Annotated in this window: 9 protein-coding genes and 1 riboswitch; of the genes, 5 read left to right on the top strand and 4 right to left on the bottom strand. The window is 72.1% G+C overall.

What is annotated here, in order from left to right; genetic code table 11:
• Nucleotides 1-45 precede the first annotated feature (45 nt).
• Nucleotides 46-1,281 carry a citrate synthase gene (locus ACZ6JT_RS29340; protein WP_469214284.1) on the bottom strand — a complete coding sequence of 412 codons (1,236 nt, stop codon included), beginning with the start codon at nucleotides 1,279-1,281 and terminating at the stop codon, nucleotides 46-48.
• A gap of 65 nt (nucleotides 1,282-1,346) precedes the next feature.
• On the opposite strand from ACZ6JT_RS29340, the gene ACZ6JT_RS29335 reads away from it, so the two are divergent.
• Both ACZ6JT_RS29335 and ACZ6JT_RS29330 read left to right on the top strand, forming a co-directional pair.
• Complete coding sequence (locus tag ACZ6JT_RS29335; protein WP_469214283.1) at nucleotides 1,347-2,522, top strand: citrate synthase/methylcitrate synthase; 1,176 nt, start codon at nucleotides 1,347-1,349, stop codon at nucleotides 2,520-2,522.
• Nucleotides 2,523-2,573: 51 nt separating this feature from the next.
• Nucleotides 2,574-3,713 (top strand): CobW family GTP-binding protein, encoded by a 1,140-nt coding sequence (locus ACZ6JT_RS29330; protein ID WP_469214281.1) that lies wholly within the window; start codon nucleotides 2,574-2,576, stop codon nucleotides 3,711-3,713.
• 27 nt (nucleotides 3,714-3,740) lie between these two features.
• On the opposite strand, the gene ACZ6JT_RS29325 is transcribed toward ACZ6JT_RS29330, so the two are convergent.
• From ACZ6JT_RS29325 to ACZ6JT_RS29315, 3 genes are all read right to left on the bottom strand, one after another.
• Nucleotides 3,741-4,505: an alpha/beta fold hydrolase gene (locus ACZ6JT_RS29325; RefSeq protein ID WP_469214279.1), complete on the bottom strand. Its 765-nt coding sequence runs from the start codon at nucleotides 4,503-4,505 to the stop codon at nucleotides 3,741-3,743.
• A gap of 31 nt (nucleotides 4,506-4,536) precedes the next feature.
• Entirely contained in the window at nucleotides 4,537-6,576 is a 2,040-nt protein-coding gene (locus tag ACZ6JT_RS29320) for a restriction endonuclease (protein WP_469214277.1), read from the bottom strand.
• A 107-nt stretch (nucleotides 6,577-6,683) separates the two neighbouring features.
• Nucleotides 6,684-9,140 (bottom strand): DNA gyrase/topoisomerase IV subunit A, encoded by a 2,457-nt coding sequence (locus ACZ6JT_RS29315; RefSeq protein ID WP_469214275.1) that lies wholly within the window; start codon nucleotides 9,138-9,140, stop codon nucleotides 6,684-6,686.
• 262 nt (nucleotides 9,141-9,402) lie between these two features.
• On the opposite strand from ACZ6JT_RS29315, the gene ACZ6JT_RS29310 reads away from it, so the two are divergent.
• From ACZ6JT_RS29310 to ACZ6JT_RS29300, 3 genes are all read left to right on the top strand, one after another.
• Nucleotides 9,403-10,752, top strand: a complete 1,350-nt coding sequence (locus ACZ6JT_RS29310) for a M16 family metallopeptidase (protein ID WP_469214450.1) — start codon at nucleotides 9,403-9,405, stop codon at nucleotides 10,750-10,752.
• Nucleotides 10,753-10,772: 20 nt separating this feature from the next.
• Nucleotides 10,773-12,140: a M16 family metallopeptidase gene (locus ACZ6JT_RS29305; protein ID WP_469214449.1), complete on the top strand. Its 1,368-nt coding sequence runs from the start codon at nucleotides 10,773-10,775 to the stop codon at nucleotides 12,138-12,140.
• Nucleotides 12,141-12,357: 217 nt separating this feature from the next.
• Nucleotides 12,358-12,516, top strand: a riboswitch (cyclic di-AMP (ydaO/yuaA leader).
• Nucleotides 12,517-12,529: 13 nt separating this feature from the next.
• Nucleotides 12,530-13,330, top strand: coding sequence for a M23 family metallopeptidase (locus ACZ6JT_RS29300; protein ID WP_469214273.1), 801 nt, complete (start codon nucleotides 12,530-12,532; stop codon nucleotides 13,328-13,330).
• The last annotated feature ends 47 nt before the right edge of the window (nucleotides 13,331-13,377 follow it).

Here is a 13,377-nt window from a genome sequence, read left to right as displayed (position 1 = left end):
TCATGTTCGGGCCGTGGCGCGCGGCTCACTGCGGGTGAAGTGGCGTCACGGCATCGGCTGGGGCGGGCGGGGCCCGTGGTACTGCCCGCTCGGCCGCATCCGCAGCGGCCGCTCCTGGTACTCCTCCAGGGCGTGTGCCATCCAGCCCGCCGTACGGGCCACGGCGAAGACCGTCTCCCCGGCCTCCGCGGGCATCCCGCACGACACGGTCAGCACCGCCAGCGCCAGGTCCACATTGGCGTGCAGCCCGCCCTGCCGGGCCATCACCGTGGCCACCTCGCGCGCCGCGCCCAGTGCGGGCGCGGCCTGCTCCAGCCCCTCCAGCCGGGCGAACAGCGCCCGCGCGCGGGGGTCCTCACCCCGGTAGAGGCGGTGTCCGAGCCCGGGGACCCGGCGCCCGGCCCGCAGGTACTCCGCCACCACGGGCGCCGCCCCGCCCTGTTCCAGCACCTCCACCAGCATCCGGTGCGCGAGCCGCCCGGCCGCGCCGTGCAGGGGCCCTTCGAGCGCGCCGAGGCCGGCGGACACCGCCGCGTACGGATGGGCCCGCGCCGAGGCGGCCACCCGTACGGCCAGGGTCGAGGCCGCCAGGTCGTGGTCGACCAGCAGGGCCAGCGCCAGGTCGAGCACGGCCAGGGCGTCCGGGTCCGGATCCTCGGCCGTCAGCCGGGACCACAACTGCCGGGCGATCCGGCCGTCGCCGGCCCACTGGGCCGCGCCCACCGCGGGGAGCGCGCCGACCAGCGTGGGAATCAGGCAGCGCGCGGAGCCGAGTACCGCCTCCTCGGACAGGTCGAAGCGCAGCGGGTCCGCCACCGCGGCGGCGGCCACCGCCACCCGAAGCCGGTCGATGGGGCCGCCGTGGGCCGGCAGCGCGGCCACGGCCCGCCGGGCCGCCGCCAGGGCCTCCGGGGGAGCCGTGAAGCGTGCCCCCCGCGCGACGGCGCCGGTCCAGAGCCACTCGGCGACCTCCTCGTAGCGGTACTCCGAGGCCAGCGCCACGGCGTCCACGCCCCGGAAGTAGTACCGGTCCGGCTCGATGAGGGTGAGTGCCGTACGGATGGAGAGCTCCCCGGCGGGAGCCGCCGCCTCGCGCCGGCTCCGCCGGGCCAGCGCCTCCACTTCGGCCGCGTCGAAGCTGCTGCCCCGCCCGGCCGGGTCGCGGCGGCTGCTGAGCTGGCCCCGGCTGACGTACGCGTACACCGTCGCCGGTTTCACGCCGAGCACCCGCGCCGCCTCTTGTGTGCTGAGCCTGCGCCCGCCGTCCCTCTCGTCGCTCATGACCGACACCCTACAGATGGACGAAAGTATTGATTGAATCAACATTGACAAGGATTCAATCCATCATGGATGGTCGATCCATGAACACCACCGACAGCACCATCGAAGGACCGCGCGGCCTCGCGGGGGTCGTGGTCACCGAAACCGAGCTCGGCGACGTCCGAGGTCGCGAGGGCTTCTACCACTACCGCCAGTACTCCGCCGTCGAGCTCGCCGCCCACCGCGGCTTCGAGGACGTCTGGCACCTGATGTTCCGCGGCACCCTGCCCGCCGACACCGCCGAGCGGGCCGCCTTCGCCGCCGAGACCGCCGCACTGCGCCGACTGCCCGAGGAGGTGCGGGACGCCCTGCCCGGCCTGGCCCGGGCCACCCGGCTCTCCGGCCCGCTCGCCGGACTGCGCACCGCCCTCTCGCTGCTCGGCGCCTCGGCCGGCTTCCGCCCGGTGTACGACCTCGACCCCGCCCGCCGCGCCGCCGACGCGCTGGCCGCCTGCGCCGCCGTACCGACCCTGCTGACCGCCCTGCACCGGCTCGGTCAGGGGCTGGAGCCCGTCGAGCCGCGCGAGGACCTCCCCTACGCCGCCAACTACCTCTACATGCTGACCGGCCGGGAGCCCGGCCCGGTCGAGACCCGCGCCATCGAGCGGTACCTGATATCCACCGTCGACCACGGCTTCAACGCCTCGACCTTCACCGCCCGCGTCATCGCCTCCACCGGTGCCGACGTCGCCGCCTGCCTCACCGGGGCGATCGGCGCCCTCTCCGGCCCGCTGCACGGCGGCGCACCCAGCCGCGCCCTCGACACGCTCGACGCCATCGGCACCGTGGACCGGATCGGGCCGTGGATCCGCGAACGGGTCCTGGCGGGTGACCGGATCATGGGCTTCGGGCACCCCGTCTACCGCACCGAGGACCCCCGCTCGCGCATGCTGCGCGAGATCGCTCTCCAGTTCGGCGGGCCCCTCGTGGACTTCGCCGTCGAGGTCGAGCGGCAGGTCGAGGAGATCCTCGCCGAGCTCAAGCCGGGCCGGGAGCTGCACACCAACGTGGAGTTCTACGCGGGTGTGGTCATGGAGCTGTGCGGGCTGCCGCGCGAGATGTTCACCCCGACCTTCTGCGCGGCCCGCGTGGTCGGCTGGAGCGCGAACATCCTCGAACAAGCCGCGGACTCGAAGATCATCCGCCCTGCCGCCCGGTACAGCGGCCCCACCCCGCCGCAGCCGGTGCCGCTGATCGACTGATCGGCCGGCCGACCGACCGATGACGGGCCGAGCCTGGCTACGATCGACAGGGTGAACAGCAGGCAGCCCATCCCCGTCATCGTCCTCGCCGGATTCCTCGGATCCGGCAAGACCACCGTGCTGAACCACCTCCTCGCCGGCCGCGGGGGCACCCGCATCGGGGTCGTCGTCAACGACTTCGGATCGATCGAGATCGACGCGATGTCGGTGGCCGGACAGGTCGGGGACTCGATGGTCTCGCTCGGCGGCGGCTGCCTGTGCTGCGCCGTCGACGGCAGCGAGCTGGACGCGTACCTGGAGAAGCTCTCCGCCCCCGCCCACCGCATCGACGTGATCGTCATCGAGGCGAGCGGGCTGGCCGAGCCCCAGGAGATGATCCGGATGCTCATGGCCAGCGAGAACCCCGCCATCCGGTACGGCGGGCTGGTGCAGGTCGTGGACGCGGCCGAATTCGACGCGACGCGGGACAGGCATCCGGAGACCGACCGCCACCTCGCCGTCGCGGACCTGGTGGTGCTCAACAAGACCGACCGCGTCGACATCGGCGAACGGGCCCGGATCGAGAGGGAACTCGACGCGCTCTGCGCACCCGGCACCCCGGTCGTGGGCGCCGACCACGGCCGGATCGACCCGGAACTGCTCTTCGACAAGCGCCCCTGGACCGAGACGCGGGGGCAGCTCTCCTTCGAGGACCTCCTCGCGCAGGCCCAGGGCCACGACCACTGCGCCCACGCGCACGCCGCCTACGAGAGCACGGAGTTCCGCTCCGACCAGGCACTCTCCCCGCGTCGGTTCATCGACTTCCTTGACCGGCGGCCGGCCGGGCTCTACCGGATCAAGGGCTTCGTGTGGTTCGGGATCCCCGGCCACGAGGAGAAGTACGAGGTCCACGCGGTCGGCCGGTTCCTCCGCTTCGCCCCGCAGCCCTGGGAGCGGGGCGAAGCCCGGCGGACGCAGCTGGTCCTGATCGGCGCCGGCACCGACGGCCCGGGACTGGTACGGGAGTTGGAGGCGTGTCGCGAGGAGGCACCGCAGCACGCGTCACCCGAGAGCATGTGGGGCGTGCTGCGGTACGTCGCCGAGCCCCGGCCCGCGGCCGGCCCGGAAGCCGGCGCCGATGCCGACGCCGAAGCCGAGAGCGAAGCGGAGCCGGAGTCCGGACTCGGCGTCGAGGCCCGGGCCGCCTGGTGACCTGACCGGGTACACCGGAGGTCCCGTTCAGCCCGCGGGAACCGTCTCGCCCAGGAAGCCGATCAGGAGGTCCGTCACCGCGGCGGGCCGCTCCAGGCTGGGGAGATGGCCGGCCCAGGGCAGTTCGACGTGCCGTGTGTCGTCGAGCAGGCCCGGCAGCCCAGCCGCGATCTCCCGGAAGTCCGCAAGGTCGAGGCCGCCCGAAAGCGCCAGACCGGGGGCCTTGACCGCCGAGAGGTCGATGTCCACGTTCTTCCGCCCGGCCCCCTCGGGGGCGGCCAGTTGCACCTCGAAGGCACGCCGCTGCATCGCACGCACCTCGTCCCGGACCGCTTCCTCGGCTTCCGGGCCCAGGAAGGTGTCCACGTTCAGTTCCACTGCGCCCGCGATGTCACCCGCCTCGATCAGCGCGTCCTCCCGCTCGCCGAACGCGCGGAGCTCATCGCTCGGTTCGTGCCCGGGCAGCCCGGAGCACAACAGGGCCATGGCGGACACCCGGTCCGGACGGCGTGCGGCGATCTCCAAGGCAACGCGTCCGCCGTACGAGGAGGCGATCAGCGCCGCCTGTTCCACGCCGAGGGAGTCCAGCAGGTCCAGTACGTCCTCCGCGTCGTTGTGACGCCGGTCCGGCAAGAGGCTCTGGCCGAAGCCCCGGAAGTCGCACCGCACCACCCGGTATCCGGCATCGACCAGGGCCGGCCACTGCGGGTCCCACATCCTTCGGTCACAAACGGCGGAGTGCAGCAGCACCACCGCAGGGCCATCTCCGGCTGCGTCATGGGCAAGAGTCATGCGCTCGACCCTAAGGGGTGTTGAACACCCTTCAGGCGACCTCGACGCCGTACTCCCGCAGCAGGTCCCCCAGGCCGCCCCGGTAGCCCTTGCCGCCGATCACGAAGTCCCAGTCGCCGTTCGCCCGACGCCGGAACGAGCCGAGCACCAGCGCGGTCTCGCCGGCCCGTCCGTCGGAGACCTCCAGCCGCCCGGCCTCCGCGCCGGACGGCTCGAGGAGCCGGATCCGGGCGTCGGTGAAGCCGGCGAGGTCGGCGTGCGGGTCGACCTCCGGGTCCACGGCGGCCACCAGGACCAGCCGGTCGGCCTCGGGCGGCAGGGAGTCGAAGGAGACCTCCAGGGCGGCCTTGTCGGGCTCTGCGTGCGCGCGGGCCCGTACCGAACCGTCCGGCGTCCGCGGGTTGTTGAAGAACACGAAGTGGTCCTCGCTCAGCACCCGGTTGCCGGTGCAGACGAGCGCGCACACGTCCAGCGCGACCCGGCCCGACCAGGACATGCCGAGCACGTTGTGATCCGCCGGGGGAGCGGGCTCGGCCGTGCGCTGCGAGGCCCGACCACCCCCGAGGCGGCCGCGCAGCCCGTACTGGTGCAGCAGCTCCACGAGTTCGGCCCCGGGAACCAACTCCAGCGGCTTGCCGTTGGCAAAGGTGTAGGACGTCGGCCCGAAGGACGAAGTGGTGACGAGCACCCCCTTGTTCGCCCCTGCATCCTGGACCGTGCCGTAGAGGTCCCGCACAGCCGTGGGCGGCACGGTGTTCCGGTAGCGCTTGACCTGCACCACGATCTGCCCGCCCCGGATCGGTGCCGGGTCCCTCGCCTCGACATCGACGCCGCCGTCGCCGGACCGCTGGGTCGTCACCGCCTCCATGCCCATGGCCCGGAAGAGCTCCGCCACGAGGTTCTCGAAGGCGATCGGGTCCATCTCGAAGAGGTCCGGCTCGTCCTCGTCGCCGCCCGAGTGCCCGCCGTGACTGACGACGCCGCCCACCTCGCCGGGACGACGCCCGGGCCGTACGGCGGCCAACTGGTCCGGGCGGGCCGAAAGCTGCCCGCGCAGGCCCTCCACCAGGCAGTCCACGGCGCTGACCTGCTCCAGCCGCAGCCCGGCGAAGGCGGACCGGGCCGCCGACACCGCGGCGAGTACGATCCGCGCCTCCTGTCCCGTCACCGGATCGTGGTCGTCCACGAAGCCGTTGACCACGACCGACTCCAGTACGCCGAACTCGTCCGCGGCGTACAGATCACGCACCACCAGCAACACGCACTGGGCCAGGAGGTCCCGGTACAGCGCCCGCCGCTGTGTGACCGGGCGGGCCGTCTCCTTGTCCTGGTCCGTACTTTGCACGTAACGCACGGACTTGGCCGCGGGTATCACTGCGTACCCCGGCAGTTCCCAGTCCAGCACCAGCTGGCGCGCACCTGGGTCGTACGCGGCCGCGAGCTGCCTCGGCAGCGACTCGGGCCACGCGGTCGAGGCGTAGAGGGCGGCGGAGAAGTACTCCACCACGGCCGCGGCGTCGCCCGCACGCAGCGCCCCCGCCAGCTCGGTCAGACCGCTGTTGTGCGCCCGGATCCCGGCGAGCTGTTCCGCCGCCCACCGGTCGTACTGCTGTCGGTAAGCGGCCAGCTGCTGCTGACGCTGCGCCTCCGCGGCGTGCGCCGCCTGCCAGGCCTGCGTGTACCGTGCGTGTGCCTCGCGCTCGGCCTGCGCCCGCCGGTTCGAGCCGAGCGTCCAGCCCGTGCTCTGCTGAAACTGGTGCAGCTGCGGCATCGGCACGGGGTGAGCCAGCGTGCCCGGGTTGAAAGGTTCGATCTGCTCGGGCCTGACCAGCCCGGCCATACGGAACGCCGGTGCCCCGCACCCAGCGGCCAGCAGGCCCTGCAGTGCGGCGACTTCCGCCTCGATGCGCTCCGTACGCCGCCGGGCCTCGGCGTCGCGGTACTGCCTGTCGGCGGTGCGCTGGCTCTGCCTCCGGCGTTCCGCCTCGCGCTGCTGGATCTGCTGCGTCTGCTGCATGCGGCGCTGGGCCTCGGCCCAGTCCCCGATCACTCCGCCCGACCGACGACTCATCAGCTCTGTGTTCTCCCGCCCCACCCGACAGTGCCAAGAGGGAAAACACTAGTCGCCATTCGGGTGGTACGTCCCCCGGACGTACCACCCGAATGACCGCGTACCTCCTACAGCGCGGCACCCGCCAGCGCCGCGACCGCCGCGGGCAGCGCCGCTCCCGAGCCGTCCCGGCGCGGGTCCACGGCCGGCAGCTCCGCCGGAGTGCCGTTCGCCGTCGCCGCGCGGACGGGGGTGCCGCCCGCCCAGGCCAGCACGAGCACGTCCTCGCCCTTCAGGAACCGCTGGCAGCGCACACCACCGGTGGCACGGCCCTTGCGCGGGTACTGGTCGAAGGGGGTCAGCTTCCCGGACGTCACCGAGTCGTCCAGCGTGCCGTGCGAGCCCGCCACCGTGAAGACCACGGCGTCCCTGCCGGGGTCGACGGCCGAGAAGTGGATCACCTTGGCGTTCTCGGCGAGCTTGATGCCCGCCATGCCGCCCGCCGGGCGGCCCTGCGGGCGGACCTGGCCCGCCGGGTAGCGCAGCAGCTGGGCGTCGTCGGTGATGAAGACCAGGTCCTCCTCGCCCGTGCGCAGTTCCACCGCGCCGACGATCCGGTCACCGTCCTTGAGGGTGATGACCTCCAGCTCGTCCTTGTTGGCCGGGTAGTCCGGCACGACGCGCTTGACCACGCCCTGCTCGGTGCCCAGCGCCAGGCCCTGCGAGGACTCGTCGAGCGAGGTCAGGCAGATCACCTTCTCGTCCGCCTCCAGCCCGGAAAGGAACTCCGAGACGGGGGCGCCGCCCGCCAGGTTCGGCGCGGCGTGCGTGTCCGGCAGCTGCGGCAGGTCGATCACCGACAGCCGCAGCAGGCGTCCGTACGAGGTGACCGCGCCGACGTCGGCCCGGGCGGTGGCCGCCACCTGCGAGACGATCAGGTCGTGCTTGGCGCGGGGGCCGCCCTCCTCCTCGGGCAGCGGCTCACCGTTCGCCGTGCGCGCCAGCAGGCCCGTCGAGGACAGCAGCACGCGGCACGGGTCGTCGGCGACCTCCAGCGGGACGGCCGCCACGGCGGTGCCCGCCGACTCCAGCAGCACCGTACGGCGCTCGGTGCCGAACTTCTTCGCGACCGACGCCAGTTCCGTGGAGACGAGCTTGCGCAGCTCCGTGTCGGAGTCGAGGATCCCGGTGAGCTCGTCGATCTCGCCGGTCAGCCGGTCGCGCTCGGACTCCAGCTCGATCCGGTCGAAGCGGGTCAGGCGGCGCAGCGGGGTGTCCAGGATGTACTGCGTCTGGATCTCGCTCAGCGAGAAGCGCTCGATGAGCCGCTCCTTCGCCTGCGCCGAGTTGTCGCTGTCCCGGATGATCCGGATGACCTCGTCGATGTCGACCAGGGCCACCAGCAGGCCCTCGACCAGGTGCAGCCGGTCGCGCCGCTTGCCGCGGCGGAACTCGCTGCGCCGCCGGACGACCTCGAAGCGGTGGTCGAGGTAGACCTCCAGCAGCTCCTTGAGGCCCAGCGTCAGCGGCTGTCCGTCGACCAGCGCGACGTTGTTGATGCCGAAGGACTCCTCCATCGGCGTCAGCTTGTAGAGCTGCTCCAGCACGGCCTCCGGGTGGAAGCCGTTCTTGATCTCGATGACCAGGCGCAGACCGTGCGCGCGGTCGGTGAGGTCCTTGACGTCGGCGATGCCCTGGAGCTTCTTCGAGCCGACCAGGTCCTTGATCTTCGCGATGACCTTCTCGGGGCCGACCGTGAACGGCAGTTCCGTGACGACCAGGCCCTTGCGGCGCGCCGTCACGTTCTCCACGGCCACCGTCGCGCGGATCTTGAAGGTGCCGCGGCCGTTCTCGTAGGCGTCCTTGATCCCGGACAGGCCGACGATCCGGCCGCCGGTGGGCAGGTCGGGACCCGGCACGAAGCGCATCAGCGCCTCCAGGTCCGCCTGCGGGTGGCGGATCAGGTGCCGGGCGGCCGCGATGACCTCGCCGAGGTTGTGCGGGGGCATGTTGGTGGCCATGCCGACCGCGATCCCGGACGCGCCGTTGACCAGCAGGTTCGGGTACGCGGCGGGAAGTGCGACGGGCTCCCGCTCCTGGCCGTCGTAGTTGGCGGCGAAGTCGACGGTGTCCTCGTCGATCGACTCCGTCATCAGCGACGTGGCGTCGGCCATCTTGCACTCGGTGTAACGCATCGCGGCCGGCGGGTCGTCGTTGCCGAGCGAGCCGAAGTTGCCGTGGCCGTCGACCAGCGGCAGCCGCATGGAGAAGGGCTGGGCCATGCGGACGAGCGCGTCGTAGATCGAGGCGTCACCGTGGGGGTGGAGCTTGCCCATGACCTCGCCGACGACCCGGGCGCACTTCACGTAGCCGCGGTCGGGCCGCAGCCCCATCTCGTTCATCTGGTAGACGATGCGGCGGTGCACCGGCTTCATGCCGTCCCGGGCGTCGGGCAGGGCGCGGGAGTAGATCACCGAGTACGCGTACTCGAGGAAGGAGCCCTGCATTTCGTCGACGACGTCGATGTCGAGGATCTTCTCCTCGAAATCCTCCGGCGGCGGGGTCTTCGTGCTGCGGCGGGCCATCGCTGCGCGGCTCCTTAACCAAGAATGGGGTGTGCTGGGTGTCTGGCGGGACTGCTGGGGTCTGGCTCGGTTTGGCCGGTCTTGCCGGGTGGGCGGGTGTCCGGACGGGGTACGACGCGGACCATTGTGGCCCGAGGCACCGACAACGCCGACTCCGACCCCGGGGGAGTGACCCGGGAACTTATCCGGCGGCCGACGCGCTTGCATACAGTGGCAGGTCTGACAGAAATCTCTGCATCGCGATCGAAGGGACCACATGCCCATGGGTCACACGGCCACAGCCCAGGCCGGCTCCGGCGGCCTGACAGCGACCGAGCACCGGCTGGCCAACGGCCTGCGCGTGGTGCTGTCGGAGGACCACCTGACCCCGGTCGCCGCGGTCTGCCTCTGGTACGACGTCGGTTCGCGCCATGAAGTCAAGGGGCGTACCGGCCTTGCTCACCTCTTCGAGCACCTGATGTTCCAGGGTTCGGCGAGCGTCCCCGGCAACGGCCACTTCGAGCTGGTCCAGGGAGCCGGCGGCTCCCTCAACGGCACGACCAGCTTCGAGCGCACCAACTACTTCGAGACGATGCCGACCCACCAGCTGGAGCTCGCGCTGTGGCTGGAGGCGGACCGGATGGGGTCCCTGCTGGCCGCCCTGGACGAGGAGTCCATGGAGAACCAGCGCGACGTCGTCAAGAACGAGCGCCGCCAGCGGTACGACAACGTCCCGTACGGCACGGCCTTCGAGAAGCTGACGGCGCTGGCGTACCCCGAGGGCCACCCGTACCACCACACCCCCATCGGCTCCATGGCCGACCTGGACGCCGCCTCCCTGGAGGACGCGCGCACCTTCTTCCGTACGTACTACGCGCCCAACAACGCGGTGCTCTCGGTCGTCGGTGACATCGACCCCGAGCAGACGCTCGCCTGGGTCGAGAAGTACTTCGGCACGATCCCGGCGCACGACGGCAAGCAGCCGCCCCGCGACGGCTCGCTGCCCGACATCATCGGGGAGCAGCTGCGCGAGGAGATCGTCGAGGAGGTTCCGGCGCGAGCGCTGATGGCCGCCTACCGGCTGCCGCACGACGGCACCCGCGAGTGCGACGCCGCCGACGTGGCGCTGACGATCCTGGGCGGCGGGGAGTCCTCGCTGCTGCACAACCGGCTGGTACGCCGTGACCAGAGCGCCGTCGCGGCCGGTTTCGGCATGCTGCGCCTGGCCGGCGCGCCCTCGCTGGGCTGGCTGGACGTCAAGACCTCCAGCGGCGTGGAGATCCCCGCCATCGAGGCGGCCGTGGACGAGGAGCTCGCGCGGTTCGCCGCCGAGGGCCCGACGGCCGAGGAAATGGAGCGGGCCCAGGCGCAGCTGGAGCGCGAGTGGCTGGACCGGCTGAGCACGGTGGCCGGCCGCGCCGACGAGCTGTGCCGCTTCGCGGTGCTCTTCGGCGACCCGCAGCTGGCGCTGACCGCCGTCCAGCGCGTCCTCGACGTCACCGCCGAGGAGGTGCAGGCCGTGGCCGCGGCCCGACTGCGCCCGGACAACCGCGCGGTGCTCGTCTACGAGCCGATCGCGGCAGACGACGACGAGAACGACGAGTCCGACGAGAACGAGGGGGCGGAGCAGTGAGCGACACCGCAGCCGTCACGATGACCTTCCACCCGCGCCCGCAGGCCGGCGAGCCGCAGCCGTGGGCCTTCCCGGCCCCCGACCGCGGACAGCTGTCCAACGGGCTGACCCTGCTGCGCTGCCACCGGCCGGGCCAGCAGGTGATCGCCGTCGAGGTCAATCTCGCCGCCCCGCTGGACGCCGAGCCCGAGGGCCTGGACGGCGTGGCGACCATCATGGCGCGGGCGCTCTCCGAGGGCACCGACAAGCACTCCGCCGAGGAGTTCGCGGCCGAGCTGGAGCGCTGCGGCGCGACCCTCGACGCGCACGCCGACCACCCGGGCATCCGGGTCTCCCTGGAGGTCCCGGCCTCCCGGCTGGCCAAGGCGCTGGGCCTGCTCGCCGAGGCGCTGCGCGCCCCCGCCTTCGCCGACGCCGAGGTGGACCGCCTGGTGCGCAACCGGCTCGACGAGATCCCGCACGAGCTGGCCAACCCCCAGCGCCGGGCCGCCAAGGAGCTCTCCAAGGAGCTGTTCCCGGCGTCCCTGCGGATGTCCCGGCCGCGCCAGGGCACCGAGGAGACCGTCGCCCGGATCGACTCCGCCGCCGTACGCGCCTTCTACGAGGCCCACGTACGCCCCGCCACCGCCACCGCGGTGGTCGTCGGCGACCTGACCGGCATCGACCTGGACGCCGTGCTGGCGGACACCCTGGGGGCGTGGACGGGCAACACCGCCGCGGCCCTGCCGGTGCCGCCGGTGACCGCCGACGACACCGGCCGCGTGGTCATCGTGGACCGGCCCGGCGCGGTCCAGACGCAGCTGCTGATCGGCCGGATCGGGCCGGACCGCCACGACCAGGTCTGGGCGGCCCAGGTGCTGGGCACGTACTGCCTGGGCGGGACCCTCACCTCCCGCCTGGACAAGGTGCTGCGCGAGGAGAAGGGGTACACCTACGGCGTGCGCGCCTTCGGCCAGGTGCTGCGCTCCACCGCGGACGGCAAGGGCGCCTCGATGCTGGCCATCAGCGGCTCGGTGGACACCCCGAACACCGGTCCGGCGCTGGAGGACCTCTGGAAGGTGCTGCGCACCCTCGCGGAGGACGGTCTGACCGACGCCGAACGCGACGTGGCGGTACAGAACTTGGTGGGCGTGGCCCCGCTGAAGTTCGAGACGGCGGCCTCGGTCGCCGGCACCCTTGCCGACCAGGTCGAGCAGGAGCTGCCGGACGACTACCAGGCGCAGTTGTACGCCCGGCTGGCCGAGACGGGCACCGTGGAGGCGACTTCGGCCGCCGTGAAGGCCTTCCCGGCGGACCGCCTGGTCACGATCCTGGTGGGCGACGCGGCAGTGATCGAGGAGCCGGTGCGCGCCCTCGGGATCGGGGACGTCTCCGTCGTCACCAACTGACCTGTCGGTGACGGCCGGCTGACGGTCGACCGACGGAACGCGCAGGGGCTCTGGCGGGCATATCCGTCGGAGCCCCTTTTGTCCGTTTGGTGGCTAGGTTGCTCGTATGGGGTGTGGCGTACGCAACAAAAAGGCGCGTCTGTTTGGCGATTGACTGATGATCCGCCTAGCGTCGGCCGTGCTGTCCGTCAGTTGTGCCCGCCGCACCCGCGGCACCGGACAGCGATCGCCGAGTCCCCGTCAGGCGCGAGCCTGGGGAGCCGGGGACCCACATGAGTCCCTGGGGTGAATCGGACCCCCTCGCAAGAGGAGGCCCGTAGGAGACCTTCCTGCTCCGAACCCGTCAGCTAACCCGGTAGGCGAGAAGGAAGGAAAGGATCAAACCCTTCATGGCGTTTGGCAGTCGTCCCGCTGGTACCGGTAAGCACCGTGGCTCCAGCCGTCTGAGCAAGAAGACCGCCGGTTACGCCGGTATCGCCGCGATCGCCACCACGGGTGTCGTCGGCTCCCTCGCCGCCCCGGCCTTCGCCGCGGACAATCACAGCAGCTCCGCCCCGGAGAACGGGCTGGGTGCCGTGGTCGTCGCCGAGGACCTCACGGGTGACATCGCCGACCAGGCCGATTCCCAGCAGCGCGCCGCCGAGCACGCCGCCGCCAAGGCGCAGGCGGAGGCGGAGGCCAAGCAGAAGGCCGCCGAGGCCAAGCGCCTCGCCGAGGCCAAGGCGAAGGCCGAGCGCGACGCCGCCGAGCGGGCGGCCCGCGAGGAGGAGCGCAAGCGCCTCAACACCTTCGTCGCCCCGGTCGACGGCTCGTACGTCAGCACCCAGTACCACGCGGGCGGCGGCATGTGGTCCTCCGGCAGCCACACCGGCATCGACTTCCACGCGGCCTCCGGCACCTCGGTCCACGCGGTGGGCTTCGGCACCGTCGTCGAGGCCGGCTGGGGCGGCGCGTACGGCAATAACGTCGTCATCAAGCACAACGACGGCACCTACACCCAGTACGGGCACATGACCTCGCTGAACGTCTCCGTCGGCGAGCAGGTCACCCCGGGTCAGCAGATCGGCCTGTCGGGCTCCACCGGCAACTCCAGCGGCCCGCACCTGCACTTCGAGGCCCGCACGGGCTCGCAGTACGGCTCGGACATCGACCCGATCGCGTACCTGCGTTCGCACGGCGTCAGCCTCTGACCCCGTCCCGCACCTTTTCCGAAGGCCCCGGCTCCCCGAGCCGGGGC

The sequence above is a fragment of the Streptomyces sp. NPDC046308 genome (genome assembly GCF_055588065.1).
This window is presented reverse-complemented; position numbering and strand designations above follow the sequence as displayed.